Genomic DNA, 26,096 nt, shown 5'->3' on the forward strand with positions numbered 1-26,096 from the left:
GCGCTCATGCGGCACCCCCTTTTGCTACGGCTTCCTCAAGGTGGGCGACATAGGCGAGAATCATCTGCACGCTGGCGGCGGACAGCTCAACGCCGCCGTCGGTGGCATCGCCAACACGGTCGGTCAGATGCTCCACAGCAAATGCTGCCCAACGGTTGGGGAGGGTGTTATCCAGGGCCGCGACCGCGGTCAGACGCTCGGTGACGTAGCCCCGAAGAGCAACACCACCGCCGCCGGCGATGATCTCGTCAGCCGTCAACAGCGTGGATCCGTCTGCCTTGCGTGCGTCGTCCAGCCAGGCGAGATTTGACTTCGGCGGGATCAAGCGGACGCCTCCTGTCGATCGAGGATCGTGGCCCGCCACACGATGGCGTTGGCCCCGCTGACGTTGCGACGGCGCTTGCCCGTGTCGCGGATCATCTCCTTCTTGCGCAGCTCGGTGAAGCGGGGCTGGAGCGAATACCTGGGGTATCCGGCAATGCCGCACGTCTCGTCGACCGTCAGACCAGCAGGGTGGCTGCACAGCGTTTTGTGGACGATGGCGCGCAGGTGATCCGCCATAGGGGCAATGCCCGCATAGGCGGCGGCGCTGGTGTCGGTGCGGCCCATCATGCGCCCGCCTCCCATGCCATACCGGCGATGACGTTCGCACGCGGTCCGGTAATCCCGGCCGCGAACAGCCGTTGCAACCGGAGCATCGAGGCAGTATCTGTCGTGGTGCTGATGCTGTGAAAGTTCTGGAGGGGTCGGACTGTGGCGGTCCGGCCCTTCCGCTTATTAGGCTGCGGTGCCTCTGCCGATCTGGATGCCATGATCGATCACGCGGCGACCGGCTGCGACGTCGACGAGACGCGACGCCCCGCCTTCCACGCCTCGATGTCAGACACGTCATACGCGATATTACGTCCCGCGCGGATGTGCTGAGGGCCGCGCCCGAGGACGCGCCAGTTTTCGAGAGTCTTGGGCCTAACGCCAACCAGTGGCGCGGCTTCCTTGGTCGTGAGCAGCTTCTGCATGTTGCCTCCTCCACCACGGGTACGTCCGGGTGTTGGAGGGATGATCGGGGGTCCAAAAATCGCAGGCTATTTCGCCGAAATTCGCCGAAAACATTCGCTGATAAATGCGCTATCCGCCCTTCTTGTTACGGCCTCTCGTCCGCGCCGGCAGCTCTAATTGCACGCGAACATCTGCATCTAGTTTTCGAATAGTGGGGCGACCGGGGACGACGTTATCCGGGAACGCACTGGCTGCGCCTTTGACGATCTGGTCCTGGTCCCAACCTTCGACGTTTCGAGCGCGCACCCAGCCGCGCAGGTCGCTGCCGCTTACGGTCGGCTTGTTCTTTATCTCTGCCACCGTAGCCTGTGGTGTTGGCTTAGCGACGGGCGCTCGGACGTCGTCTGCGCGAAACCGAAGATCATACCATCGCGCTGGTTCATTTATGCCGGCAACGACACGGTGAAGTGAGCCCCCGCGCCCTTCCCAAAGTTGAACTCCAATGAAATCATAGGCGGGAACGTCACGCCGAACGCCCTTATCCGCAGGAATGCCCGTCGCGCGGACACTGCCGGTTTGGCAAGCTGCCAACAGCTTGATCCGGGCTGCGTCGGCGGTCATCATGCCGCTGCCGGCCGTCGCGCGATGGGCAAGCGACTGCTCCAGCCGCTTCCATGCCACCGCGCCGTAATTCTTAGCGGTCGTGCCGGGAAAATGATGTGGTTGCTGGCGCTCGACAAACGCGAGGTCGTGCGTTCCCATCCACGCCACAGCTTCGTAGAGCGACCAGAGGGCCAGCGGCGCAGCAGTGTCAGCGGCGGCTGGCGCCTCGCTGATGAGCGTCGCCGAACTGCCCAGCATGAGCTGGGTCATATCACTAGGCAGCACCGTGCCGACTTCGCGCTCCCGGTTAGCAATCAACTCGCCCCTGATACGAGGCCAATCTTCTTCACGCACCCAGAGCGTTGCTCGATCGCATTCCGCACGGGTCGGCCCGTCACGACCGTACGCGACATTGAGCGCAACGTAGATGCCCGTCTGCACCGTGTAAGACGAGTTCCACTTGTTCGGCCCGAAAAGGGTTTCGTGGTCCAGCTCGACGAAGCTGCCATCGTAATCCGTCCATGTCGGAAGATGGCCCGATGACAGCGCCTTGACCATCGCCTCGCTCGCCGCATCCCGCAGATACCAGCTCGTGACGTAGGGCTCGCGCGCGTTTGGATCATAGAAGTCCATGCTTGCAGCAATGCCGCTCATCCCGAGGAACGCGCGAGATTCGCGATCTGCCGTGCTGACGATCATCTGACCAAAAACGCTCATCAACTCTTGCATGCAATCTGCCAGCTTAACGCCGCCGGGCATCTTGCCCGGGTGACGCCCGACACGCGGCGCTTCTATCCTCGACATTCGCCCTCCGTTGGCGTCCCGCATGTGGAAGGGGCGGCAGGCTGGGCGGAAACCAACCGTTCGGGAGCTACCCTAGCCGCCCCAGCATCACGCCCGCCGGGTGGCGAGCGGGATGACGTTTGTCTCATCGGCATAGGCGAGGATCTTGCGGATGTGTTCGCCCCAGGCGTCCAGCGCCTCTCGCTTTTCATCGACCCATCCAAACCGCTGGTACACGCCGGCCACGCCCGATCGCGCCCCGGACAAGTGGTTAAGCACCGCCTCGGTCACTTCGAAGCGAACGCCTAAGCGCTGAAGACCGGTGGCGAGTGTGCGTCGCAGATCGTGGAGGCGCCATGGGGGCAAAGGATCTTCCCCGTCCTTCTCGATCACCCCGTCAATCTTGTCCTTGCCTTTGGCATGCGCGGTGAACGCCTCGCCGTTGGACGTTGCGAAAACCCGCCCGCGCTTCGGCCACTTATCCCCACCCGCGACGGCGTCGATCACCAATACCGCCATCTTGCTCAACGGCACCTCGTGCGGTTCGCTGTTCTTGGTCCGCGGACCCGGCAGGCGCCATAGCTTTGCCGCACGGTTTAGCTCCTGCCACATAAGCCCGGTCACTTCTTCCCGACGTTGTCCCGTAAGGACGAGCAATCGTACGATTGGACCGAAACAGCGGTGGCAGGACGGTGCGGCATTCCAGACGCGGGGTATCTCGTCGTCGGTCAGCCAGCGGTCCCGGGCCTTAACGGGCGGCGGCGTCTCCATCCCCTCCATCGGTGAGCGCTCAATGTCGCCACGACCCACGGCCCATCGAAACAGCCGGCGCAGTATGGCGAACACATTGCGACGACCGGCCTGTTGCCCGGCGGGCATGGCATCTAACACGGCGACGACGTTGGCGCGCGTGATTGTCGGCAGCGCCTTGGCACCAAGCACGGGCGTGATGTGCAGCCGTAGAGATCGTTCGACGAGATTGCGCCACCCCTCCCCTTTGCAGCTGCCGTAGAACGCATTGGCGTAGGCGTTGAAGGCGAGGCTCACCGCTTCATGACGGCGCTTCTTGTCGGCCTCAGCTGGGTCGGTCCCCTGCGACACCAACACCGCCAAACGCTCAGCTTCGGTCCGTGCAGTCGTTGGCGTCCATGGGGAGCCATGCGCCCCTATGGTGTAGCGCCGTGTTTTCGCCTCGCGACCGCCCATTCGGTACTGATACACGTAGGTCACGGCCCCGGCCGGCGTGATCTTCACCCCGAACCCCTTCAGGTCGTCGTCCCATAGGAAGCCGACGCCAGCGCCGGGCTTCAACGCATCGACCGTCCGCTTATTGACCTTGCCCGTCGCCATTAGGAGCCTCGCTGGCAATCACCTGACAATCACCGTAGCGGGAAGCACAGGGAACAGCAAGGGAACAGCGGGAACAAGGCCCCTCTCTAACAGGCGTGAACGGATCGCGAACCCCGCAGCCTACTGTCGGATATACCTGAAATACCACACCTCATGCCCCTGCCGGCGCGCCTTGCGTTCGTAGCGCGTTTCGGGCCAGTCGTCGGGCCGGGTGAGGAAGTCGGCGGGCTCGGCGGCGGTCCAGACGAAATCGCGACGCTGGTTCATCACCATCATCGACCAGCGGCAATAGGTCGGGTCGTCCGTCCCCAGCCGGAATTCGGCGCCCGGCTTCAGCTTTGCGGCGATCGCGTCGAGCGGGCCGTGATTCATCATCCGCCGCTTGGCGTGGCGCGCCTTGGGCCAGGGATCGGGATGGAGCAGGTAGACGCGCGAGAGGCTGGCATCGGGCAGGCGCTCCACCACCTCCAGCGCGTCGCCCATGTGCAGGCGGACGTTGGCGAGGCCGCCGTCGCGGATATGGCCGAGCGCGCCGACGACGCCGTTAAGGAAGGGTTCGCAACCGATGAAGCCGGTATCGGGGCGCATCGCCGCCTGTCCGGCGAGATGCTCGCCGGCGCCGAAGCCGATCTCGAGTTCGAGTGGACGCGCATCGCCGAACAGCACGCCGGCATCGAGCGGCCCGGTGTCGGGGACGCTGAGCGGCGCCAGCGTGTCCTCGACCAGCGCGGCCTGTCCGCTACGCAGCTTGTGGCCCTGACGACGGCCGTAGAGGCGGCGGATGGTGGCGGGATCGTTCATGGTGGCGCGCCCTAGAACACTTGGCGGGACAGGGAAACGGCACATTCGTCGTGCCGCAACGGAGCAAAGCGGTGCGGGGTCCGTTGCACTGCCGTAATGGCCGATTCCCCTCCCGCTCCGCATGACGACGATGACGATCTGAAGGCGGCGGACGCCAAGGACCTGCATCGCGCGGTGCGTCAGGAGGGCGAGGAGGAGTTGCGACGCCCGGCGGCATCGCTGTTCTGGTCGGGGCTCGCCGCCGGCATCGCCATCACCGTATCGCTGCTGACCGAAGCGGCGCTGCACACCGCCCTGCCCGCGACGCCGTGGCGCGAGCTGATCGTCGCGCTCGGCTATCCGGTCGGGTTCCTCGTGGTGATCCTCGGCCGGATGCAATTGTTCACCGAGAGCACGATCACCGCGATGCTGCCGCTGGCGACGCGGCCGTCGCGCTGGGCGCTGGCGCGGACATTGCGGCTGTGGGGCATCGTCCTCACCGCCAACCTGCTGGGGACGGCCATCGCCGCGCTGGCGATGGCGACCGGCGCGCTGGGCAGCGAGGCGATCCGGGCCGCGGCGCTGACCCTGTCGGCCGGGATCACCGAATTGTCGGCAGGCCGGACCTTCGTCAATGCGATCCCCGCGGGGTTCATGATCGCGATCCTCGCCTGGGCGTTGCCCAATGCGCGCGACCAGAGCGTGCCGGTCATCGTCATCGTCACCTATGTCCTGGCGATCGCCGGCTTCAGCCATTCGATCGTCGGGTCTGCCGAGGCGTTCCTGCTGCTGTTCGCGGGACGGACCGACGTGTGGCAGACCGTGGCGGGACTGATTGCGCCGGCGGTGCTCGGCAATCTGGTCGGCGGTGCGGGCATCTTCGCCCTGCTCGCCCATGCGCAGGTACGCGGCGAGATGCCGCAGGGAGACGACAGTTGAGCAAGAAGCCGGGCAAGGCGAAGAAGGCGGCGAAGACACTCGCCAGAGCCGATCGGGAGGCGACGCACGATGCCGCGCGCCATCGCGACGCGGCACCGGTGCGGTTCGCCGGTTTGCTGGGCGAGATCGCCGACCAGCCGCAATTGATCGCCGTATCGGGCGCGACGATCGCGGCGGGCCTCGTCGCCCGGCGCCCCGACCTCGTGCGCGGCGGGGCGAGGATGCTCGCCGCGCATCTGCTCGCCACCGCGGTCAAGACGGCGATCAAGCACCGGTTCGACCGCGCCCGGCCGAGCAAGGCGCTGGACGACGGGCAAACCCACTTCGATCGCGGCACGAGCCACGATCACCAATTGAACTCGTTTCCGTCCGGCCACACCGCCGGCGCGGTGGCGGTGGCCCGTGCCGCGGCGCGTGAGATCGATGGCGCCGCCTTGCCCGCCGCACTCGGTGCCGGTGCGGTCGCCGCGATCCAGCCGGCCGCCGGCAACCATTATCTGTCTGACGTCATCGTCGGCGGGGCGATCGGCTGGCTATCGGAAGCGGTGGTCGACGCGCTGCTGAACCAGCTCCCACGCCCGGAAAAAACGGCGATATCGGACATAGTTGTGCGAAATCCAGGGTAACGCGGCCCGCGATTTACTTTCGCCTTACTATCTTCTGGCAAGAATGGCGGCGGAGACACCTATGCCAGATCTATCCGAACCCGCGCGCGAGAAGCGCAACAGCGTGATCGTCCGCGCTGCCGTGGCCTTCCCCGGCGGCCTGTCCAACGAACGCCGTGTGCGCAATCTGTCGCGCTCCGGGGCGTGCGTCGAGCATGCCGGCGAATTGCAGGTGGGCGCGACCGTCCAGCTCCAGATGGGGACGATCACCGATCTCGCCGCGGAGGTGATGTGGGTGACCGAGCGCCTCGCCGGCCTGCGCTTCGCCGAGCCGATCGACCTGGACGAGGCGCGCAAGCCGCGCGGCATCGGCACAACGCCGAAGGCGGGCTGGATCGCCGAGATCAACGACGCCTATCGCCGCTGATCGCGGGCGGATACGAAACACCCTCCCCCGCCGACCGGCGAAGGAGGGTGCGTTGTCGAACCGGCGATCTATGCCGGGCGATTTGCGCCGGCGGTAGACGTCAGGCCACGGCGGCCTTCAGACGATCGACCAGATCGGTCTTTTCCCAGGTGAACAGGTCGCCCTCCGGCTCACGGCCGAAGTGACCATAAGCGGCCGACTTGACGTAGATCGGCGCGTTGAGCTTCAGATGCTGGCGGATGCCCTTGGGCGTCAGGCGGACGAGCTGCGGCAACACCTGCTCCAGCTTCGCCTCGTCGACGGTGCCGGTGCCATGCGTGTCGACATAGACCGACAGCGGCTCGGCGATGCCGATCGCATAGCTGAGCTGGATCGTGCAGCGCTTGGCGAGACCCGCGGCGACGACGTTCTTCGCCAGATAGCGCGCGACATAGGCGGCCGAACGGTCGACCTTGGTCGGGTCCTTGCCGCTGAACGCGCCGCCGCCGTGCGGGGCCGCACCGCCGTAGGTGTCGACGATGATCTTGCGACCGGTGACGCCGGCGTCGCCGTCCGGTCCGCCGATCTCGAACGCGCCGGTCGGGTTGATATAGACCTTGGTTTCGTCGGTGACGAAGCCCTCGGGCAGGATACCGGTGAACACGCCGGTGACATAGTCCTTCAGGACGTCATACTTGGCGGGATCGGCATTCTCGCCCTGCAGGCAATAGCCGGCCTTATGCTGGGTCGAGACGACCAGCGCGACCGCACGGGTCGGCACGCCATTCTCGTACTGCAGCGTCACCTGGCTCTTGGCATCCGGCTCGAGGAACGGCGCCTTGCCCGAATGGCGGTCGGCCGCCATCGTTTCGAGGATCTTGTGGCTGTAATAGAGCGTCGCCGGCATCAGGCCCGGCGTCTCGTCGGTCGCATAGCCGAACATGATGCCCTGGTCGCCCGCGCCCTCGTCCTTGTTCGAACCCTCGTCGACGCCCATGGCGATTTCGGCGGACTGGCCGTGCAGGTTGTTTTCGAAGCGGAAGGTTTCCCAGTGGAAGCCCGACTGTTCGTAGCCGATGCGCTTCACCGTCGCGCGGACCGCCGCCTCGATCTCGGCGAGCGCGCCATCGGCCCAGGCGCCGTTCTCGTACACGCCCTTGCAGCGGATCTCGCCCGCCAGCACGACGAGGTTGGTCGTCGTCAGCGTCTCGCACGCGATGCGCGCCTCGGGGTCCTTGGACAGGAACAGATCGACGACCGTGTCGCTGATCTGGTCGGCGACCTTGTCCGGATGGCCTTCGGAAACCGACTCGGACGTGAAGATGTAGCTGCTGCGCATCACTGCCTCATAACGATATAAAGAAACCTTTATATCACCTCCCTAACGTGCGCGGCGGCGGATGGCAATCGCGGCGATCAGGAAGGCGAGGCCGACGATCAGGGCCGCCGCATTGCCGATCCGGCTGAACAGCGTCGGCGGCGGCGCGGGCGGCATCGGCAGCGCGATCGCGCCTGCGGTTTCGTGCGGCACGGTGGCAAGCAACGTGCCGTCGGCGGCGATCACCGCGGAGATGCCGGTCGGCGTCGAGCGCACGATCGGCAGCCCCTCCTCGATCGCGCGCATTCGCGCCTGCGCCAGATGCTGCGGCGGCCCCCAGCGCCCGAACCAGGCGTCGGTCGAGGGGTTGAAGATCATTTGCGGCCGATGCGCCCGGTCGACGACCTCGCCCGAGAAGATGATCTCGTAACAGGTCTGGAACCCGATCGCGCCGAAGCCGGGGATTGCCAGCGTGCGCGGCCCCGGCCCGTCGTCGAAGTCGAAATCCCCCGGCACCAGCCGCGCGATGCCGATCGGGCGAAGCAGCCATGGCATCGGCAGATATTCGCCGAAGGGGACCAGATGCGCCTTGTCGTAACGGCCGACGATCCGGGCGCGACTGTCGATCGCGACCACCGCATTGGCGGCGCCCGCGACGTCGCCGGCCGCATCGAAGCGCAACGGCGTATGCCCGGTGAGCAGGATGTCGCGGGGGCCGAGCAGCTGCGCCAGCCGCCAGCGGTTGAATAGCGGGCTCTGCCCGTCATAGATCCAGCGCGGATAGCCGCTTTCCAGATAGTCGCGCATCACCCCTTCGGGCCACAGCACCAGCCGCGGGCGCGGTCCCGGGCGGCCGGACTGGCGGATCAGCGCGGCGAGCATCCGTTCCTGATCGTCCTGCCCGCGCGCATCCTGCCCGATATTCGGCTGCACCACGCGCAACAGCGGCGCGTCCGGTGCGGTGGCGGGCGCGCGGGTCCACGGCGCGGAGATTGCGGCGAGTGCCAGCACCGCCGCCAGCCCGGCGGGCAGCCGCCAGCGCCGCTGCGACAGGAGCAGCAGCGACACCGCCATGAGCACGGTGACGCCCGACAGCGCATAGGTGCCGATCCACGCCGACAGCCGCGCGACGCCGATCACCGGCAGCCAGATCACGCCGATCGGGTCCCAGGCATAGCCGGTGAACAGCGTCGCGCGCAGATATTCGCTGCCGATCCACGCCGCCCCGAACAGCAGCGCATAGGCCGCATCCGGCCGCTCTCGCCGCCCGAACCGCCAGCCGATTCCCGACACCAGCATCGGGAACACCGCCAGATACAGCGCCAGCCCGACCGCGGCGAAATAGCCGAGCACCGGCGGCATCTTGTCCTGAAAGTCGAAGGCGTGCTGGAACCAGTTGTTGTTGATCGTGAAATGCCCGACGCCCCAGCACCAGCCGATCCACAGCGCCCGCCGCCCCGTCGGCGCGGCATGGACCAGCGCAGCGAGGCCGGCGAGGCCGATAAGGGTCAACGGCCAGAGCTGCAGCGGCGCGAATCCGGTCGCGGCAAGCGCCCCGAGCAACAGCGCGACCAGCGCGGGACGGCGGAAGAGGAAAGCAGGCATCGCAGCGGCCTGTAATGCGCCCGCGGCGCAATGTCCCGTGTGGTGAGTGAGGGGATGCGGGAGGCTCGCCCGTTGGCGTTCGGCGCATGTGCGGGTGGTACCTCGCACCCTTCTGTTCCCCGGCGGAGGCCGGGGCCCAGTCGGGAAGGCCGTCGTACGGTATCGCAACCGTTCGCCCAACTGGGCCCCGGCCTTCGCCGGGGAACCGCGGGGGATGTTCGCCGTCCTGTTCACGCAAGCTGGCATCCGTCCCGCGCGTGTATTGACAGGCGGTGCAGAGGCTCGCCCGTCGGCGCTCGGCGCATAGGCGCGCGGTACCTCGCACCCTTCCGTTCCCCAGCGGAGGCCGGTGCCCAGTCGGGACAGCCGTCGTCCGGTATCGCAACCGTTCGCCCAACTAGGCCCCGGCCTCCACCGGGGAACTGTGGGGGATGTTCGCCGTCCTGTTCGCACAAGGCTGGCATTCGTCCCGCGCGTGTCCTGGGAGGCGATAAGGACGCTCACCCGGCGGCGGTCTGCGCATGCGCGCCCGGTGCCTCGCATCCTTCTGCTCCCCGGCGGAGGCCGGGGCCCAGTCGGGAAGGCCGTCGTACGGTATCGCAACCGTTCGCCCAGCTGGGCCCCGGCCTTCGCCGAGGAACATGTGGAGAGGTCGTGGTTGTGCGCTCCCCCACCCCCTCAGCGCAGGCTGGCATCCGCCCCCGCGCCGCCCTATCTCCTCGGGCATGACGCTGCGACCGTTCCACCTCGCCTTTCCGGTCCACGACCTTGCCGCCGCGCGCGCCTTCTATGGCGGGATGCTCGGGTGCGCCGAGGGGCGGTCGAGCGATCACTGGATCGATTTCGACCTGTTCGGGCATCAGATCGTCGCGCATCTCGATCCTGCCGCGCGCGCGGTCGCGGTCGAGAATGCGGTCGATGGCCATGCCGTCCCCGTGCCGCATTTCGGCGTGGTGCTGACCATGCCCGACTGGCAGGCGCTGAGCGCGCGCGTCGCCGCCGCCGGCGTGCGCTTCGGCATCGCACCGCACATCCGCTTCGAGGGACAGGCCGGCGAGCAGGCGACGATGTTCTTTTACGACCCCTCCGGCAACGCCCTGGAGTTCAAGGCGTTCGCCGACGACGCGATGCTGTTCGCGACCACAAAGGACCCCGCATGAGCGCCCCCATCGACATCAACATCCCCCATCAGCTCGGCAAGCAGGCGGTCCGCGACCGGCTGGACGGCGGGGTCGGCAAGATCGGCCGGATGATCCCCGGCGGCGCGCAGGTCGACCATCGCTGGGAGGCGGATACGATGCATTTCACCGTGCAGGCGATGGGCCAGTCGATCGGCTGCCGCGCGACGGTGTACGATACCAACGTCCATGCGATCGTCGACCTGCCCGGCTTCCTCGGCCTGTTCGCCGGCAAGATCCGCGACGTGATCCAGCAGGAAGCGCCCAAGCTGCTGAAATAACGGCGGGCGGCGCGGCCGAGGTCGCGCGCCTATCCCATGTGACGCTTGTCGAGCTTTCGCGCGAGCGTACGGCGGTGCATGCCGAGGCGCCGGGCGGCTTCGGAGATGTTGAAGTCGACGTCGGCGAGCGTCTGGTGGATATGCTCCCATTCCAGCGTCTTGATCGAGGTCGGCGGCGCCGTGGCGATCGTCGCGTCGGCATCGCCGTCGACCCGCGCGAACGCCGCCTCGATATCGTCGGTGTTGGCGGGCTTGGTCAGGTAGTTGGTCGCGCCGAGCTTGATCGCCTCGACCGCGGTGGCGATGCTGGCGAAGCCGGTGAGCACGACGATCTTCATGGCGGGATCGAGCGCGTGCAGCGCCGCGACGCAGGTCAGCCCCGATGCGCCGCCCAGTCGCAAGTCGACCACCGCATGGTCGGGGCGGAAATCCGCGACGCGCGCCTCCAGCCCGTCGGGTCCGGGCAGGGTCGCCACCGCATAGCCGCGCCGTTCGAACGAGCGCGCCAGCGTCCGGGCGAAATTCGCATCGTCCTCGACGATCAGCAGCCGGCGATCGCCGGTCATGCCGAAGGCTCCAGCGCGAGGCTGGCGAGCGGCAGTCGCAGGACCGTCTCCGCGCCGCCGCCCGCCAGATTGCGCGCCTGCAACGTGCCGCCCAAAGTCCGCAGCACGTTGGTCGCGAGGAACAGACCCAGCCCCGCGCCGCGCCGGTCCTTGCTGCTGTTGTACGGCCGCCCCAATGCGGCGAGCACCTCCGGCGGGAAACCGCTGCCATCGTCCCGTACCGTCAACACCAGCACCGCCTCCTCCAGTCCCGCGGTCAGCGTGATCGCCGCCGCCCCCGCCTCCACCGCATTGTCGAGCAGGTTGACCAGCGCCTGCCCCAGCGCGCGATCGGCGACGATCGGCCGGTCCTCGCCCAGCCGGTCCGCGAAGGCCACGCTGCCGGGCCATGTCGCGACGATTCCCGACAGGAAGCGGCGCAGCGTCGTCCGCTCGGGCGCCTCGCCGGTCACCTCGCCGGCGGCGAACAGGATGCCCGACACGATCGCCTTGCAGCGCATCACCTCGGCCTGCATCTCGTCCACCTCCGCCGCGAGGCGCGGTTCGTCGCGGATCGCCGCCTCGCCCTTCCAGTCGCCGAGCAACACCGAGATCGACGACAGGGGCGTGCCCAGCTCGTGCGCGGCGCCGCTCGCCAGCAGGCCCATGCGGACGATATGATCCTCCTCCGCCGCGCGCTGGCGCATCGCGGCGAGGTGCGAATCGCGGCTGCGCAGATTGGCGGCGATACGGGTGACGAACAGCACCAGCAGCACCGCGGCAAGCACGAAATTGCACCACAGGCCGAGCACATAAGCGGGCGACAGGCTGGTCGCGAGCCATGGCGGCAGGTCGAGCGGCGGGCTGACCAGGGCGACCAGCGCAAAGGCGGTGGCGGTCAGCCCGACCAGCGCCCAGCTCGACCAGGCGTGCAGCAGCACCGCACCCATCACCACCTGCAACAGATAGAGCGAGACGAAGGGATTGGCCGCTCCGCCGCTGAGGTGCAGCTGCACCGTTAGCGCGACGACGTCGCAGGCGAGCGCGCCGAACAGCTGGAAATTGGTCACCGGCCAGTGCGGATGGCCCAGCCACGTCATGACGTTGAGCATGACCAGCGCCGCCAGCACGACCGCCATCGGCGCGATCGGCAGGCGGATGCCGAAGCCGTAATGCACTGTCAGGATCGTCGCGAGCTGGCCGCCGACCGCCAGCCAGCGCAGCAGCACCAGCTGGCGCATGTTGCGCGCCGCCGCATCCTCGGGCGCGGGCGGCGGCAGGCGGGTGGGATGCGTGGCCATCGCCGCCGGTGTAGGCGCGATTCGGGGCAAGCGCGACACCCCTCGCGCCGGCATGCGCACCGTTCGTCATCGCGGCGCGGCAATCCAGGGCCGCGCCGCGGGCCGCCCTGGATTGCTTCTCTGCGCTCGCAACGACGAGGGGCGGTTACTTCAGCTTCGCGGCCGTCTCGGCGATGCGCTTGCCCTGATAGCGGGCACCGGCCAGCTCTTCCTCGTGCGGCTGGCGCGCGCCGTCGCCGCCGGCGATCGTCGTCGCGCCATAGGGCGAGCCCCCGCGGACCTCGTCGACGCCCATCTGGCCCTGGAAGCCGTAATCGAGTCCGACGATCGTCAGGCCGTGGTGCAGCAGGTTGGTGATGATCGAGAACAGCGTCGTCTCCTGCCCGCCATGCTGGCTGGCAGTCGAGGTGAAGGCGCCACCGACCTTGCCGACGAGCGCGCCGCGCGCCCAGAGCCCTCCGGTCGTGTCCCAGAAGCTCGCCATCTGGGCCGGCATGCGGCCGAAGCGGGTCGGCGCGCCGACGACGATCGCGTCATATTGCGCCATCGCATCCGGTCCCTCGATCACCGGATGGGCGGTGTCGGTCTTGAAGTGCGCGGCCTTGACGACCTCGTCCGGCGCGGTTTCGGCGACGCGGCGGATGTCGACCTCGGCACCGCCGGCGCGCGCGCCCTCGGCGACCGCATCCGCCATCTGTTCGATATGGCCGTAGGAGGAATAATAGAGCACCAGAACCTTGGTCATGCGAGCGTCTCCAGATCGTGTCGGGGCCAAGATGGGCGTGGCCGACCATCGCGTAAACGGAAACGATGGAAACCGATCGTTTCTACGCTAGGTTCCGCGGCGTTGCGTGGAGGACGAGGATGCGATTACCCGATCTGGAAGCCTGGGCGATCTTCGCCGCCGTGGTCGAGCATCGCTCGTTCAGCGGTGCGGCGGAGGGGATCGGGCTCAGCAAGGCGACCGTGTCGAAGGCGATCACCCGGCTGGAGGAGCATATCGGCCAGTCGCTGTTCCACCGCACCTCGCGCCGGCTCGCGCTGACCGAGGCGGGCAAGCCGCTGGCGGAGCATGCGCAACGCATCCTCGCCGAGGCGCGCGCCGCAGAGGAGGCCGCACGCGATGCGGCCAGCGCGCCGACCGGCCGGGTTCGGCTGGCGACGCCGATGAGCTTCGGGGTCAGCAACGTCGCGCCGCTGCTCGCGACCTTCCTCGCCGCGCATCCCGGCGTCGAGATCGACCTGCATTGTTCGGACGCGCGCGTCGACATCGTCGCGGAGGGGTTCGACGTCGCACTGCGCATCGGCGACCTGCCGGACAGCAGCCTCCGCGCGCGGCGGCTGTGCGACATCACCACCTATCTGGTCGCGGCGCCCGCCTATCTGGCCGCGCACGGCACGCCGCAGCACCCCTCCGACCTCGCCCGCCACCGCGTCCTCGGCTATTCGAACGTGTCGGGGCCGTGGCGATTCCAGCATCCCGACGGCAGCGACCTGTCGATCAAGCCCGAGGGGCCGCTGACCGCGAACAGCGGCGAGGCGCTGCTGCCGACGCTGCTCGCCGGGCTCGGCATCGCGCGGCTGCCCGGCTTCATCGTCGGGCCGCACATCACCAGCGGCGCGGTGGTGCCGATCCTCGCGGCATGGGCGCCGGCACCGATCGGCCTCCACATCCTGACCCCGCCGAGCGCGCTGCGCCCGGCGCGGGTCGAGGCGCTGATCGCCTTCCTCTCGGCGACGTTGCGCGATCCCTGCGCCGCTCAGGACTGACCGGCGCGCGCCACCTGGAATCCGGCGAAGGACTGGCTGACCGGCATCAGCTCCAGCCGGTTGATGTTGAGGTGCGGCGGCAGCGTCGCCACCCACAACATGGTCGCGGCGATATCCTCCGCAGTCATCGGATCGGCACCCCTGTAGAGCGCATCGGAGGCCGCCCGGTCGCCGCCGGTGCGCACCGTGGTGAACTCCGTCTCGACCATGCCCGGCTCGATCGAGGTGACGCGGACGCCCTTGCCGTGCAGGTCGGCGCGCAGGCCGAGCGAGAATTGCTCGACGAACGCCTTGGTCCCGCCATAGACGTTGCCGCCGCTGTACGGATAGGTCGCGGCGACCGACGACAGGTTGATGATCGCGCCGCGCCGCGCGACCAGTCCGGGCAGCAGGCGGTGGGTCAGTGCCACCAGAGCGGTGACGTTGGTCGCGATCATCGTGCGCCAGTCGTCGAGGTTCGCCTCCTGCGCCGGCTTCGTCCCCAGCGCGAGACCGGCATTGTTGATGAGCAGGTCGATGGCACGCCAGTCCTCCGGCAGGCCCGCCAGCGCCGCGTCGACCGCGGCATCGTCCGCGACGTCGAAGGCGAGCGTGTGGACCGCATCCGCGCCGAGGCGAGCCTGCAACGCTGCGAGCCGGTCGGCGCGGCGGCCGGTGGCGATCACCCGCCAGCCCGCGCCGACGAATTCCTCGACCGCGGCGGCGCCGATGCCGGAGGTCGCGCCGGTGATGAAGGCGGTGGCTGTCATGGTGTGTCTCGCTCGCATGGAGTTCGCCGCCTATCAGACGCCCCGGTCATTTCAACTCGGCCCGGTCATTTCAACTCACGCAGCCAGATCGAGCGGAAGCTGATCGGCGCGCTGGGATCGCCATGGTCCTGCAGCTTGATCGGCGCCGGCCCATGCGCGGTGTAGCGTGGGGCGCCGATATAGGCGGTCTCGCCGGTCAGCGCATAATGGTCCTGCACCAGCACGCCGTTCATCAGGACGGTGACATAGGCGGGGCTGACCAGCTTGCCGTCCGCGGCGAACACCGGCGCGGTCCAGACCACGTCGTAGCTCTGCCATTCCCCCGGCGCGCGGGTCGGATTGGCGAGCGGCGGGGATTGTTTGTAGATGCTGGCGGCCTGGCCATTCACGTATGTCGCATTGCGATAGCTGTCGAGGATCTGGAGTTCGTAGCCGGCATCGCCGTCGCCGGTCGAGGCGAGGAACAGCCCGCTGTTGCCGCGCCCCTGCCCCTCGCCGACGATTCCCGCCGGCACGCGCCATTCGAGGTGGAGCTGATAGTTGCGGAACGACCGCTTCGTCTGGATGTTGCCCGTCCCCTTGCGCACCGTCAGCACGCCGTCCCTGACCGTCCAGCCCGCCGGTCCCTTGTCCTTCGTGCTGGTCCACTGGTCGAGCGAGGTGCCGTCGAACAGCACGATCGCGTCCGACGGCGCAGGCGCGGACGGCGTCGCCGGCACGGCGACGACCGGCGGCACGGGCTGCCAGACCTCGGTATCCGCCGGCTTCGCGCCGGACTGGGCGAGCAGGAGCAGCGAGCCGATAATATGGGGTGCGATCATAGCGACCATCCTTTGCGATATTCCCGATCGAGGAAGCGGTTGGCGTCGGGGACGTTGGTGATCCGGCCGGAGGCCCCGTCATAGTCGATCGGCTGGTCGGCGCGAAGCGCGACCATGCCGAGGATCATCGTTTCGTTGAGCGGCACCGCGACCGCGAAGGGCGAGGAGATTGCCTCCTCGCCGCGGATCGCGCGGATCCAATTCATCTCATGCCCGTCGCGCCCGTCGAGGATGCGCGGGAGCGACACCGGCACCGCCGCCGCACGCGCGGCGACGCCGTCGCCGATCAGCACCGGCTTCTCGCCATAGGTGTCGTGCATCAGCATGCCCGCCTCGCCGACATAGAGCACGCCGCCGTCCGGGTTCATCCGCGCGGTCGCCGGCATCGCATCGGGGGTCGGCGGCATCAGACCGCCGTCATACCAGGTCATCGTCACCGGCCCGCCCTTCGCATTGCCGAAGCGATAGGTGGTGACGGTGGCGAGCGGATAGCTGCCGAGGTCGGCGGGCGGCCTGCCGTCCCAGACGTTGTCGTCGCCGCCCCAGCGGCTGTGCCGCGTCTCGACCCGCGTCGGCAGGCCGGGGTCGAGCGCCCAGACCGGGAAATCGATCAGATGCGCGCCCATGTCGCCGAGCGCGCCGACGCCGAACGGCACCCAGCCGCGCCAGTTGAAATGTGCGTAATCGGGGTGATAGCCCCAGTCGACCGGTGCCGGCCCCAGCCACAGGTCCCAGTCGAGGCCGGCGGGCTTCGCCACCGGCGCGGGGCGCGGCTCGCCCTGCGGCCAGACCGGCCGGTTGGTCCAGGCGTGAACCTCGCGCACCCGCCCGATCGCGCCGCCGCGAATCAGCTCGACCACGCGCCGGCCATCGTCGCCGGAATGGCCCTGATTGCCCATCTGGGTCACGAGCCGGGGATTGCGGCGCGCCAGATCGAGCAGCGTGCGGCCTTCGCGGACGGTATAGGTCAGCGGTTTCTGGACATAGACGTGCAGGCCGCGCTCCATCGCCGCCTTGGCCGCGAGCGCGTGATGATGGTCGGGCGTCGCGATCACCACCGCGTCGATATCCTTGCGGCCGTCGAACATGCGGCGATAATCGGCGAAGCGGGCGGCGCGGTCATAGGCGGCCTTCAGCGCCAGCCGGTCGGCGCGCACCGCGCCCTTCGCATCGGTGAGCGATTTCGCGACATGGTCGAAATCGACGTCGGCCGCGGCGACGATATTCTGGCCGGTGAGCTTCGCCATATTCTGCGCGCCCATGCCGCCCGCGCCGATCACCGCGAGATTGACCCGGTCGCTCGCGGCGATCCGCCGCGCGAAGGCCGGGCCGGGCATCGCCAGCAGTCCGGCGCCCGCCGCCGCGCCGCCCAGCCAGTCGCGGCGCGTCATGCCGCCGCCCGGTCCGCTCACCTTCCGCATCCTTGCAAGCCTCTCGTCCTGTCGTTGGCCCGCGGCGGCCTGTGCGGCCGTGCGGGCATCGCCATCATAGCCACAGCGCACACCGCACCGCCACTGCGATCTCCCTGTTCGCATTGTACTATCCCGCGTTCTGGTCCACCTCCGTCCCGCGCGCACCGGCGTCCAGCCGGTCGCGACATGGATCGACGGGAAGACGAGCATGCGGACCCTGGATCACCGGCCATCGGAAGCGGCAACGCAGGGGTTCGCCCGCAACGCCCGGGCCACGACCGCCGTTCGCGGCGCGATCGGCCTGGCCGCCGCCCTGCTCGGTTCCATGCCCGCGACCGGCGTCGTCGCGCAGCAGGGGCCGCCATCGGCGGAGCGGCCGGGCGACGCGGTCGATCCCTTCATCGGCACCGGCGGCGAGGGCCATACCTTTCCCGGCGCGGTCGCGCCGTTCGGCATGGTGCAGCTGTCGCCCGACACCGACACCTCCTGCGTCATCCGCAGCTGCTACGGCCATGCCGCCGGCTATCGTTACGACGACCCGACGATCGAGGGGTTCAGCCACACGCATTTTTCCGGCGCGGGCCATTCCGACCTCGGCGACGTGCTCGTCATGCCGGTCGCGGGCGAGGCGGTGCCGATGGACCCCGGCACGCCTGCCGCGCCCGGCTACCGATCCGCCTTCCGCCACGCGACCGAGGTCGCGAGCCCCGGCTATTATGCGGTGACGCTCGACGGGCCGCAGGTCCGCGCGGAAATGACCGCGGGCACGCGGGTGGGCGTGCACCGCTACCGGTTCCCGGCGGGCAAGGCGGCGCATCTGATCGTCGACCTGCGATCGTCGCTGTACAATTATCCGGGGAAGATCCTGTGGTCGGGGCTGCACCTGCGCGCCGACGGCGTGCTCACCGGCTTTCGCGAGACGCGCGGCTGGGCGCCGGGGCGCAAATTGTTCTTCGCGATGCGCTTCTCCTCAGCCCTGGTCGGCCACGCGCTGGTCAACCGCGAGACGGACGTGCCGTACAAGGGCTTTCAGGGCCCCGGCCGCGGCAGCGACGCGCTCGCCGAAAAGCTCGGCCGGGCGCTGGAGGCGCGGCTCGATTTCGGCATGCTCGATACGCCGCTGGAGGTGAAGGTCGGCCTGTCCGGCGTCGACGAAGCCGGCGCGCTCGCCAACCTCGACAGCGAACCGGGCGGCTTCGACGCGGTGCACGCGCGCACGCGCGACGGCTGGGACACGGCGCTGGGCGCGGTCCGCTTCGACGCCGACGGGCCGATGCGGCGCATCTTCGCGACCGCGCTCTACCACAGCCTGCTCGCACCGAGCGTGTGGAGCGACGCCGACGGCCGCTATCGCGGGCCGGACGATCAGGTCCACCGGGCGGACGGCTTCACCGTCCGCTCCACCTTTTCGCTCTGGGACACGTTCCGCGCCGAACATCCGCTGCTGACGCTGATCCAGCCGGCGCAGACCACGACCGACATCGTACTTTCGCTGCTCGCCAGCCAGCAGCACAGCCCCGACGGCATCCTGCCGGTATGGCAATTCGCGGGCCGCGAGACGTGGACGATGATCGGCTATCATGCCGTCCCGGTGATCGCCGACGCCTATATGAAGGGCATTGGCGGCTTCGATGCGGAGGCGGCGCTGCGCGCGATGGTCGCCAGCGCCGATCATGCGGCCTACGGCGGGCTCGGCGAATACATCCGCCGCGGCTACGTGCCGATCGACAAGGAGCCGGAGGCGGCGTCGAAGACGGTCGAATATGCCTATGACGACTGGACGATCGCCCGCATGGCGCGGCGGATGGGCAAGGCCGACATCGCCGCCCGGTTCCAGACACGCGCCGGCAACTGGCGCAACAGCTTCGACGCGCGCTCGGGCTGGCTGCGCGCGCGGCTGTCGAACGGCACGTTCCGCACGCCGTTCGACCCGACCGCGATCAACTACGGATCGGACTATACCGAGGGCAATGCCTGGCAATACAGCTGGTTCGTGCCGCAGGACCAGGCCGGCCTGTTCCGCCTGCTCGGCGGCGACGCCAAGGCGATCGCCCGGCTCGATGCGATGTTCGACCACGACAATTCGAAGCTCGACTACAGCCATGCCGAGGATATCGCCGGGCTGATCGGCCAGTATATCCATGGCAACGAGCCGAGCCACCACGTCGCCTATCTCTACAGCTACGCCGGCGCGCCATGGCGCACGCAGGAACGGCTGCGCCAGATCGTCACCAGCCAATATGGCGCGACGCCGGCGGGGCTCAGCGGCAACGACGATCTCGGCCAGATGTCCGCCTGGCTGGTGTTCACCGCGCTCGGTTTCTATCCGGTCGCGCCGGGATCGAACGAATATGTCATCGGCCGCCCGTTCCTGTCGCGTGCGGCGATCGCCCTGCCCGACGGCAAGCAGTTCGTGGTCCGGACCGACGGCCTGTCGGAGGCCAATCCCTATATCCGCTTGGTGACGCTCAACGGCCGGCCGCTGACCCGCAGCTATCTGCGCGACGACGAGATCCGGCAGGGCGGCGAGCTCCGCTTCACGATGGGCGCGCGCGCCGATACGGCCTGGGGCCGAAGCGCGGGCGCCCGCCCCTTCTCGCAATCGACGGCGCGCCCCGCCACCCGGTGACGGCCGCGCCCCTCGTCGGTTCCGCATCGGGCCGCGCTGGTGTAGGAGCGCGGCGATGGCGGCCGATGTCGGGCGGCCGCGATACGGAACCGGTTGACCCTATGGCCCGCAAGCATTCGAAACACGGCCCCTATGACGCGGATCAGGGCGATGCGGACGACGCGCCCGCGCCGCCGCCGGCACCCTGCTGGCTGTGCGGCCGGCCGACGGGCAAGACCATCGTCTGGCACCATCCCGTCCCCAAGAGCCGCGGCGGCCGCGATGTCGTACCCATGCATCCGATTTGCCAGCAGACGGTGACGGCGCATTTCACCAATTCGGAACTGCAGCGTCACGGCATGGACGTGGAGGGCCTGCTGGCCGATCCGGTGGTGCGCAAGTTCGTCGACTGGGTCGCAAAGAAGGACCCCGATTTCACCGCCACCATCACCAAGAAGCAGCGCTGAACGCAGCGGGGGGACGCAACCCCCCGCCCCTTATCGCATCACCGCCAGCGCCGCGACCGTCAGGGTGCGGATGCCCGATCGTATCGCCGCCTCGTGATCCGGCGCGAAGAAGGGCGAATGGTTGCTCGGCACCGTCTGCCCCTTGGCCGCGAACCGCGCCAGCGTCGCGGCGTCATAGCCGCCGATCGTCATATAGACGGACGGAACGCCCGCCTCGACGAAGGCGGAATAATCCTCGCTCGCCGACCAGCCCGGCTCCGATGCCGGGACGTGGCGGATCGTATCGGGGCTGGACGCGGCGAGCGCCGCCGCCACCTTCGCGCCGAGCGCGGCATCGTTGACCACCGCCGCGGTGCCGTGGAGCCATTTGACCGTCGGTTCGGGCGCGGCGGCCATCGCGGCGGACGCCTTGGCAACCCGGCTGACGCCGTCGAGCAGCAGCGTGCGCACCGCCGGCGTGAACGAGCGCAGGCTGAGCTTCAGCACCGCCGTGTCGGGAATGATGTTGCCGACGGTGCCGGCCTGGAACGCGCCGACGGTGACCACGCCGAACGTGCCCGCGTCCTTCTGCCGGCTGATGACGGTCTGCACGTCGGTGACGAAGCGCGCGCCCATCACGATCGGGTCGATCGTCGCGCTCGGCATCGATCCGTGGCCGCCGCGGCCGTTGAAGGTCACCTCGACCGAATCGGAATTGGAGCTGACCACGCCGTCCTTGACGATCACCGTCCCCGTCGGCTCCGATCCCACGTGCACGGCGATGCCCGCATCGGGCTTCGGGAAGCGCGTGAACAGGCCGTCGGCGATCATCGCCTTCGCGCCCTTGACCTGCTCCTCGGCCGGCTGCGCGACGAACATCAGCGTGCCGTGCCATTGCGCCTTCATCGCCAGCAATGCCTGCGCGGCACCGATCCACGCGGTCATATGGACGTCATGGCCGCAGCTGTGCGCGACGAAGCTGGTCTTGCCCTCGAAATTCGCCTGCGCGCGGCTGGCATAGGGCAGGCCGGATTTCTCCTCCATCGGCAGGCCGTCCAGCTCGGTGCGGACCAGCAGCGTCGGTCCGTCGCCGTTGCGGTAGAGCGCGACGAGGCCGGTGCCGCCGACCTTTTCGGTCACGGTGAAGCCGAGCGCGCGCATCCGGGCCGCCAGCACGCCCGCGGTGCGGACCTCCTGAAACCCCAGCTCGGGATGCGCGTGCAGGTCGCGGTACAGCGCGTCGAGCTGCGGATAGCCCTTCGCCACCGTCGCATCGATCGCCTGACCGGTCGGGTCGGCGCCCGCCGCCACGGGCGCGAGCAGCGCGGCGGCGGCGAGCAGGGGGCGGATCGCCATGCCGCGGCTCAAAAGAAGCGCAACGAATCGAAGGCGACGCTGACCGTCTGCCCCGGCGCCCGCGCCGCTCCGATTTCGACCTGCACGATGCTGTCTCCCTTGAACGCGATGCCCGGTTTGCCGCCGCGCGCGACCGGCGTCAGCATCGTGAAGGGAATTTCGATCGTCGTCCATGCCGCGGTCCCCGTCACCGGCGCGGACCAGCTGTTCTCCAGCCCGTTGAGCTTCAACAGGAACGGCCCCGCCCCCTTCAGGTCGAAACGCACGCCGCGATAGCCGCGCACGTCGACCGGCTGCACCGATCCCCGCGTCAGCGGCACCGCGACGCCGGCATAGGCGTCGCCCTTCATCGCCATGCGCGCCGACAGCTGCAGCGCGTGGCCGCCGTCGCCGCGCGGCACGATCTGGCTGATCTCGACGGTGCGATCCATGCCGCCGTCGCCGGTTTCGAGCCGCAGCGTGTCGAGCGTGCTGCGCCCGTCGGGCCGCTCGAAATCGTCGATTGTCGCCGGCACCGTCACCGCCGGCAGATAGCTGGCGCGATTGCCCGCGGGCAGCGCCGGCGCGCCCAGGCCATAGACCAGCCGGCCGTCGATCACGACCTGCGCCAGCTTGCGGATATCGGCGATCCGCTCCCAGGGCCGGCCGTCGACCAGGATGATGTCGGCGCGCTTGCCCGGCGCGATCGTGCCGCGGTCGCCGTCGAGACTCATGATCTCCGCGCTCGACCGCGTGCCGGCGACCAGCGCCTGCGTCGGGGTCAGGCCGGCGCGGACCAGCAATTCCAGTTCGCGCAGCGTCGATGCGCCGTGCGGCGTCCCCGGCATGCCGGCATCGGTCCCCAGCCCGATGCGCACGCCGGCATCGTACATCACCTTCACGTTGTGGAGGGCATGGCCGAACTTGGCGACGCTCTGCCGGTAGCGCGGGCTTGCGGGGTCCTTCGGCGGGCCGGCCTTGTCGGGCTCGTAGACCGCCAGCGTCGGCGCCATCGCCATCTTCGCCGCGACGATCGTCGCGAGCGTCGCCGGGTCGATGTCGCGATCCTGCAGTCCGTGCGCCAGCGCGTCGATCTTGGCGCGCGCCGCGACCCCGCCGCGATCGACGGTGACCGTGTGGGTCAGCACCTTCCACCCCGCCTGATGCGCGCCCTCGACCAGCGCGCCCAGCGTCCATTCGTCCATGCTGGTGTTGTCGGGCGCGACGCCATAGCGCCAGCCGTCGGTGAACGCCTTGATGAGGTCGGGCTTGTACGGCTTCAGCCGCTCGACCGCGGCCTTCGCGGCTTCGGGCGTGTTGACCCAGATCGTCGTCGACTGGTCCGCCCAGTCCGCGCCATGGCCCCCGGGCGTGCTGACCCGCGCGGCGAAATTGACGTGCGGCGCGACCAGCGACGCCAGCCATTGCCGGCGCGGCGCATAGCTTTCCGGCTGTTCGTGGAAGTCGTTCACCGTGGTGACGCCCGCCTGCACATAGGCGGTGGCGATCTGCGGCGTCGTCGCGGGGACGCCCGCCGGTGTCCAGTGGGTGTGGAGGTCGAACAGGCCGGGCAGCAGCGCCTTGCCGCGCGCGTCGATGACGCTGGCGCCGGCGGGCGGCGCGACGTCCGGACCGACCGCGACGATGCGGCCATCCTCGACGAGGACGTTGGCGACCCGCGGGGCGGCGCCGGTGCCGTCGAACACCGTCGCGCCGACGATCGCCAGGCGCCGCGGCGCAGGCGCCGGCGTGGCGGCGGTGGTCAGGCTGGCGATCAGCAGGACGATCCCGACGCGCAGCGGCGATGCGGCGCGGCGATCAGGCGAGGCGATACGGGTCACGAGGCATCCTTGCTTGCGGGGGATAGGGGCGTCGTCAGCCAATCGTCCTCGTCGCTGCCGATCGGCGCGCCCGGCGGCACCTCCGGCGGCGGCGCGATCGGTTCGGCGAGACGCTGCAACTGTTCGACCGGGCCGGTCAACAGCGCGGCGAGATAGGCGCAGGAATCGGTTTCGAGCCGGTCGCCGCCACAGCCGCGCAGCCGTTCGCCGAACCGGGTCGCGGCGCCGCGCGCGGCGGCGACCGCGGTCGACGACAGGCGCTTGTCCTGCAACAGGCCGGCGAGCCGCGCGACGTAGCGGGCACGCACGCGCCGCCGCAGCTCCGCCGCCCGCCCCTGCCCCGCCGCGGCCGGGCCGAGCGCGGCACCGATCCGGTCGAACAGTTCGTCCACCGACAGCTGCTGCGGGTCGACGCGCTGCTGCTCGATCAGCCGGTTGAGCCGCTCGGGATCGAGCAGCGCCTCGAACGTCACGTCCGCCGCCGCCTCGGCCGCGCCCGGCAGGTCGAACGGCGCCGCGGTCCGGGACGGCAGCAGCTCGACCTCATACTGGATGTCCGGCGTGCCCGACTGGACCGACGACAGCACCGCCAGCAACGGGTCGGGCAGGTCGAGCTGGTCTGGCGACAACGTGCCGATCAGCGCGGTCAGCGCCGCGCGCTGGCGGGCGGCGGGAACGACCGCCGCGCGTTCGTGGCCGTCGCCCTTCACCGCATAGCCATAATCGACGCCGCCGATCAGCTTCGACGCCGCCGTCACCTGATAACGATGGTAGAGGTAGATCGGCACGATCATCCGCCGCAGGTCGGCGGCCGGCGCGCCCTCGGGCAGGTTGCGCAAGCCGAACCGCGCCAGCGCGATCCGCCGCGCCGCCAGCACGTTGGCGAGTTCCGCGACGGCGTCCTCGCCATTGTCCCACATATTGCCATAGGGCTGGGCATCGCCCGCCCCGCGCGTGTCGCCATCGGCGACGAAGCGATAGCCGCGCGCCTGCCCCTCTCGTGCCAGCCCGTCCAGCCAGCGCGCCTCGTCCGCGCCCTTCGGCGCCGTGCCGTAGAGCCAGCGGATCGCGAACCGGTCCCACGCGCCTACACCGGTGGCATAGGCATCGCTCAGGTCGAGTCCGCCGTCGCGCACCCGGATCAGCGGCGCGGGATAGTCCATCACCGACGCCCGGCCGGCATAGCTGCTGCCCGCGAAATTGTGCGACAGCCCCAGCGCATGCCCGACCTCGTGCACCGCCAGCTGGCGCAGCCGTGCGCGGACCAGCCGGATCGGATCGTCCGCCGCGCCGCTGTTCTCCCGCTCCGCGCCGACCAGCCCCTCGAAGATCATCTTGTCCTGCCACGCGCGCAGCGAGCCCAGCTGGACGACGCCGCGCACGATCTCCCCCGTGCGCGGATCGACGATGGTCGACCCGGTCGACCAGGCGCGCGTTTCGCGATGGACCCAGGCGATGACGTTGTAGCGGGCGTCCATCGGGTTGACGCCCTCGGGCAGCAGCTCGACGCGGAATGCATCGCTGTAGCCCGCGGCGTCGAACGCCTGCGCCCACCAGCGCGCGCCCTCGATCAGCGCCGTCCGGATCGCCTCCGGCGCGGCACGATCGACGTAGAAGACGATCGGCTTCACCACCGCCGATCGCGCCGCCCCCGGATCGCGCTTGGTCAGGCGGAAACGGCGGACGAGCCGGGTGACGATCGGCCGATCCAGCGCGGTCGCATAATCGTTGCGGATCACCTGCACCGACGTGCCGGTGCGCGGATCGTGCGCGCGGGTCGCGAAGCCGTCGTCGGGCAGCCGGATGAAGCTGTGGTGCACCGCCACGGTAATCGCGCGCGCATCGGGCACCGCGCGACGGATCGCGGCGCCGGGCTCGTCGGTCTGGAAGGTCAGCACCGACTGGAATTCGACATTGTCGGGGAAGGCCGCGCTCTGCCGCGCATCGACATAGCTCAGCGTCGGCGCGAGGCGGTAGGTGCCGGCCTTGCCCTGTTTCAGCCGGCCGGCGATGTCGAGGCCGTCCCTCAGCAGGAACCCGGCGATGTCGACCGCGGTGCCGCCGCCCGGCTCGTCGACCGCCTCGCCCGCCCAGATGGTGGACGGGGCGAAAGAGGATTCCACCGCCTCCTCCGCGCCCCGCTCGCCGTTCAGCGCGCGGAAGCGGGTGTTCTCGAACGACAGCAGCACGCGCTTGCCGAGCCGGCGAAACACCAGGATCTGCGTCTGCCCCAGCCAGGCGCGATCGACGCCGATATCCTTCGCACCCAGGCCCGCGGCGATCGACGGCGTGTAGAGATAGCGGCCGATCACCCCGTCCGGCCCCGCCGCGGGCAGGCGGATCACCTGTTTGCCGCCGTCCCGGTCGGCGACGATGCCGAACAGCGTCCCCTGCGCCGCCGCGGGAGCGGCCACCATTGTCGCC

At 69.2% G+C, this 26,096-nt stretch carries 25 protein-coding genes; 8 read left to right on the forward strand and 17 right to left on the reverse strand.

Going from position 1 to position 26,096, the window contains the following annotated elements:
• Positions 1-4 precede the first annotated feature (4 nt).
• The 6 genes from B2515_RS02605 to trmB form a co-directional block, all read right to left on the reverse strand.
• Positions 5-325, reverse strand: a complete 321-nt coding sequence (locus tag B2515_RS02605; protein WP_293873301.1) for a hypothetical protein — start codon at positions 323-325, stop codon at positions 5-7.
• The gene (locus B2515_RS02610; RefSeq protein WP_293873304.1) at positions 322-612 is read right to left on the reverse strand and encodes a hypothetical protein; all 291 of its coding nucleotides are present in this window, start codon (positions 610-612) and stop codon (positions 322-324) included. The genes B2515_RS02605 and B2515_RS02610 overlap by 4 nt, the downstream gene beginning before the upstream one ends.
• A gap of 206 nt (positions 613-818) precedes the next feature.
• The gene (locus tag B2515_RS02615) at positions 819-1,016 is read right to left on the reverse strand and encodes a helix-turn-helix transcriptional regulator (protein ID WP_293873307.1); all 198 of its coding nucleotides are present in this window, start codon (positions 1,014-1,016) and stop codon (positions 819-821) included.
• 109 nt (positions 1,017-1,125) lie between these two features.
• Positions 1,126-2,328: a hypothetical protein gene (locus B2515_RS02620; RefSeq protein ID WP_293873310.1), complete on the reverse strand. Its 1,203-nt coding sequence runs from the start codon at positions 2,326-2,328 to the stop codon at positions 1,126-1,128.
• Between the two features lie 162 nt (positions 2,329-2,490).
• Positions 2,491-3,732: a tyrosine-type recombinase/integrase gene (locus B2515_RS02625; RefSeq protein WP_293873313.1), complete on the reverse strand. Its 1,242-nt coding sequence runs from the start codon at positions 3,730-3,732 to the stop codon at positions 2,491-2,493.
• Positions 3,733-3,852: 120 nt separating this feature from the next.
• Positions 3,853-4,533, reverse strand: a complete 681-nt coding sequence (trmB, locus tag B2515_RS02630) for a tRNA (guanine(46)-N(7))-methyltransferase TrmB (RefSeq protein ID WP_293873316.1) — start codon at positions 4,531-4,533, stop codon at positions 3,853-3,855.
• A 96-nt stretch (positions 4,534-4,629) separates the two neighbouring features.
• On the opposite strand from trmB, the gene B2515_RS02635 reads away from it, so the two are divergent.
• From B2515_RS02635 to B2515_RS02645, 3 genes are all read left to right on the forward strand, one after another.
• Positions 4,630-5,451 (forward strand): formate/nitrite transporter family protein, encoded by an 822-nt coding sequence (locus B2515_RS02635; RefSeq protein ID WP_293873319.1) that lies wholly within the window; start codon positions 4,630-4,632, stop codon positions 5,449-5,451.
• Positions 5,448-6,077, forward strand: a complete 630-nt coding sequence (locus tag B2515_RS02640) for a phosphatase PAP2 family protein (protein ID WP_293873322.1) — start codon at positions 5,448-5,450, stop codon at positions 6,075-6,077. Before B2515_RS02635 ends, B2515_RS02640 begins: the two co-directional genes overlap by 4 nt.
• A gap of 61 nt (positions 6,078-6,138) precedes the next feature.
• Positions 6,139-6,483, forward strand: coding sequence for a PilZ domain-containing protein (locus B2515_RS02645; RefSeq protein WP_293873324.1), 345 nt, complete (start codon positions 6,139-6,141; stop codon positions 6,481-6,483).
• A gap of 100 nt (positions 6,484-6,583) precedes the next feature.
• On the opposite strand, the gene metK is transcribed toward B2515_RS02645, so the two are convergent.
• Together metK and lnt are read right to left on the reverse strand one after the other, a co-directional pair.
• Entirely contained in the window at positions 6,584-7,801 is a 1,218-nt protein-coding gene (gene metK, locus B2515_RS02650) for a methionine adenosyltransferase (protein WP_293873326.1), read from the reverse strand.
• Between the two features lie 42 nt (positions 7,802-7,843).
• On the reverse strand, positions 7,844-9,385 hold the full coding sequence (gene lnt / locus B2515_RS02655) for an apolipoprotein N-acyltransferase (protein ID WP_293873329.1): 1,542 nt from the start codon (positions 9,383-9,385) through the stop codon (positions 7,844-7,846).
• A 725-nt stretch (positions 9,386-10,110) separates the two neighbouring features.
• Here lnt and B2515_RS02660 point away from each other — a divergent pair.
• Entirely contained in the window at positions 10,111-10,545 is a 435-nt protein-coding gene (locus B2515_RS02660; RefSeq protein WP_293873332.1) for a VOC family protein, read from the forward strand.
• A complete protein-coding gene (locus B2515_RS02665; RefSeq protein ID WP_293873335.1) occupies positions 10,542-10,844 on the forward strand; it encodes a polyhydroxyalkanoic acid system family protein in 303 nt (100 codons plus the stop codon). The genes B2515_RS02660 and B2515_RS02665 overlap by 4 nt, the downstream gene beginning before the upstream one ends.
• Positions 10,845-10,873: 29 nt before the next feature.
• Here B2515_RS02665 and B2515_RS02670 read toward each other — a convergent pair whose 3' ends face one another.
• The 3 genes from B2515_RS02670 to wrbA all read right to left on the reverse strand — a co-directional run bounded on the left by B2515_RS02670 (position 10,874) and on the right by wrbA (position 13,435).
• Positions 10,874-11,410, reverse strand: a complete 537-nt coding sequence (locus tag B2515_RS02670; RefSeq protein WP_293873338.1) for a response regulator transcription factor — start codon at positions 11,408-11,410, stop codon at positions 10,874-10,876.
• Positions 11,407-12,690: an ATP-binding protein gene (locus B2515_RS02675; protein ID WP_293873340.1), complete on the reverse strand. Its 1,284-nt coding sequence runs from the start codon at positions 12,688-12,690 to the stop codon at positions 11,407-11,409. The genes B2515_RS02670 and B2515_RS02675 overlap by 4 nt, the downstream gene beginning before the upstream one ends.
• Before the next feature lie 145 nt (positions 12,691-12,835).
• A complete protein-coding gene (gene wrbA / locus B2515_RS02680) occupies positions 12,836-13,435 on the reverse strand; it encodes an NAD(P)H:quinone oxidoreductase (protein WP_293873343.1) in 600 nt (199 codons plus the stop codon).
• Between the two features lie 119 nt (positions 13,436-13,554).
• Between wrbA and B2515_RS02685 the strand changes: the two genes are divergently transcribed.
• Positions 13,555-14,460: a LysR family transcriptional regulator gene (locus tag B2515_RS02685; RefSeq protein WP_293873346.1), complete on the forward strand. Its 906-nt coding sequence runs from the start codon at positions 13,555-13,557 to the stop codon at positions 14,458-14,460.
• On the opposite strand, the gene B2515_RS02690 is transcribed toward B2515_RS02685, so the two are convergent.
• The 3 genes from B2515_RS02690 to B2515_RS02700 form a co-directional block, all read right to left on the reverse strand.
• Positions 14,451-15,209, reverse strand: a complete 759-nt coding sequence (locus tag B2515_RS02690) for an SDR family NAD(P)-dependent oxidoreductase (protein WP_293873349.1) — start codon at positions 15,207-15,209, stop codon at positions 14,451-14,453. The genes B2515_RS02685 and B2515_RS02690 overlap by 10 nt on opposite strands.
• A gap of 65 nt (positions 15,210-15,274) precedes the next feature.
• Positions 15,275-16,030, reverse strand: coding sequence for a 3-keto-disaccharide hydrolase (locus B2515_RS02695; RefSeq protein ID WP_293873352.1), 756 nt, complete (start codon positions 16,028-16,030; stop codon positions 15,275-15,277).
• Positions 16,027-17,442 carry a Gfo/Idh/MocA family protein gene (locus tag B2515_RS02700; RefSeq protein WP_293873355.1) on the reverse strand — a complete coding sequence of 472 codons (1,416 nt, stop codon included), beginning with the start codon at positions 17,440-17,442 and terminating at the stop codon, positions 16,027-16,029. The genes B2515_RS02695 and B2515_RS02700 overlap by 4 nt, the downstream gene beginning before the upstream one ends.
• 325 nt (positions 17,443-17,767) lie before the next feature.
• Between B2515_RS02700 and B2515_RS02705 the strand changes: the two genes are divergently transcribed.
• Both B2515_RS02705 and B2515_RS02710 read left to right on the forward strand, forming a co-directional pair.
• On the forward strand, positions 17,768-20,071 hold the full coding sequence (locus tag B2515_RS02705; RefSeq protein WP_293873523.1) for a GH92 family glycosyl hydrolase: 2,304 nt from the start codon (positions 17,768-17,770) through the stop codon (positions 20,069-20,071).
• 101 nt (positions 20,072-20,172) lie between these two features.
• Positions 20,173-20,517, forward strand: a complete 345-nt coding sequence (locus B2515_RS02710) for a hypothetical protein (RefSeq protein WP_293873358.1) — start codon at positions 20,173-20,175, stop codon at positions 20,515-20,517.
• Between the two features lie 30 nt (positions 20,518-20,547).
• Here B2515_RS02710 and B2515_RS02715 read toward each other — a convergent pair whose 3' ends face one another.
• From B2515_RS02715 to B2515_RS02725, 3 genes are read right to left on the reverse strand one after another with little or no spacing between them, the layout of a single operon-like run.
• Positions 20,548-21,852: an amidohydrolase gene (locus B2515_RS02715; protein ID WP_293873360.1), complete on the reverse strand. Its 1,305-nt coding sequence runs from the start codon at positions 21,850-21,852 to the stop codon at positions 20,548-20,550.
• A gap of 8 nt (positions 21,853-21,860) precedes the next feature.
• Positions 21,861-23,672, reverse strand: a complete 1,812-nt coding sequence (locus B2515_RS02720) for an amidohydrolase family protein (RefSeq protein WP_293873362.1) — start codon at positions 23,670-23,672, stop codon at positions 21,861-21,863.
• Positions 23,669-26,089, reverse strand: coding sequence for a zinc-dependent metalloprotease (locus B2515_RS02725; RefSeq protein ID WP_293873364.1), 2,421 nt, complete (start codon positions 26,087-26,089; stop codon positions 23,669-23,671). Before B2515_RS02725 ends, B2515_RS02720 begins: the two co-directional genes overlap by 4 nt.
• Positions 26,090-26,096: the final 7 nt, after the last annotated feature.

The sequence above is a fragment of the Sphingomonas sp. UBA978 genome, assembly GCF_002292295.1.
Classification (GTDB): domain Bacteria; phylum Pseudomonadota; class Alphaproteobacteria; order Sphingomonadales; family Sphingomonadaceae; genus Sphingomonas.

Coding starts and splice junctions, on each gene's coding strand:
- lnt (WP_293873329.1), bottom strand. CDS start 9,385: ATGCCTGCTTTCCTCTTCCGCCGTCCCGCGCTGGTCGCGCTGTTGCTC.
- wrbA (WP_293873343.1), bottom strand. CDS start 13,435: ATGACCAAGGTTCTGGTGCTCTATTATTCCTCCTACGGCCATATCGAA.
- B2515_RS02705 (WP_293873523.1), top strand. CDS start 17,768: ATGCCCGCGACCGGCGTCGTCGCGCAGCAGGGGCCGCCATCGGCGGAG.
- B2515_RS02715 (WP_293873360.1), bottom strand. CDS start 21,852: ATGGCGATCCGCCCCCTGCTCGCCGCCGCCGCGCTGCTCGCGCCCGTG.
- trmB (WP_293873316.1), bottom strand. CDS start 4,533: ATGAACGATCCCGCCACCATCCGCCGCCTCTACGGCCGTCGTCAGGGC.
- B2515_RS02710 (WP_293873358.1), top strand. CDS start 20,173: ATGGCCCGCAAGCATTCGAAACACGGCCCCTATGACGCGGATCAGGGC.
- metK (WP_293873326.1), bottom strand. CDS start 7,801: ATGCGCAGCAGCTACATCTTCACGTCCGAGTCGGTTTCCGAAGGCCAT.
- B2515_RS02610 (WP_293873304.1), bottom strand. CDS start 612: ATGATGGGCCGCACCGACACCAGCGCCGCCGCCTATGCGGGCATTGCC.
- B2515_RS02615 (WP_293873307.1), bottom strand. CDS start 1,016: ATGCAGAAGCTGCTCACGACCAAGGAAGCCGCGCCACTGGTTGGCGTT.
- B2515_RS02690 (WP_293873349.1), bottom strand. CDS start 15,209: ATGACAGCCACCGCCTTCATCACCGGCGCGACCTCCGGCATCGGCGCC.
- B2515_RS02625 (WP_293873313.1), bottom strand. CDS start 3,732: ATGGCGACGGGCAAGGTCAATAAGCGGACGGTCGATGCGTTGAAGCCC.
- B2515_RS02725 (WP_293873364.1), bottom strand. CDS start 26,089: ATGGTGGCCGCTCCCGCGGCGGCGCAGGGGACGCTGTTCGGCATCGTC.
- B2515_RS02695 (WP_293873352.1), bottom strand. CDS start 16,030: ATGATCGCACCCCATATTATCGGCTCGCTGCTCCTGCTCGCCCAGTCC.
- B2515_RS02685 (WP_293873346.1), top strand. CDS start 13,555: ATGCGATTACCCGATCTGGAAGCCTGGGCGATCTTCGCCGCCGTGGTC.
- B2515_RS02675 (WP_293873340.1), bottom strand. CDS start 12,690: ATGGCCACGCATCCCACCCGCCTGCCGCCGCCCGCGCCCGAGGATGCG.
- B2515_RS02665 (WP_293873335.1), top strand. CDS start 10,542: ATGAGCGCCCCCATCGACATCAACATCCCCCATCAGCTCGGCAAGCAG.
- B2515_RS02635 (WP_293873319.1), top strand. CDS start 4,630: ATGGCCGATTCCCCTCCCGCTCCGCATGACGACGATGACGATCTGAAG.
- B2515_RS02645 (WP_293873324.1), top strand. CDS start 6,139: ATGCCAGATCTATCCGAACCCGCGCGCGAGAAGCGCAACAGCGTGATC.
- B2515_RS02620 (WP_293873310.1), bottom strand. CDS start 2,328: ATGCAAGAGTTGATGAGCGTTTTTGGTCAGATGATCGTCAGCACGGCA.
- B2515_RS02660 (WP_293873332.1), top strand. CDS start 10,111: ATGACGCTGCGACCGTTCCACCTCGCCTTTCCGGTCCACGACCTTGCC.
- B2515_RS02670 (WP_293873338.1), bottom strand. CDS start 11,410: ATGACCGGCGATCGCCGGCTGCTGATCGTCGAGGACGATGCGAATTTC.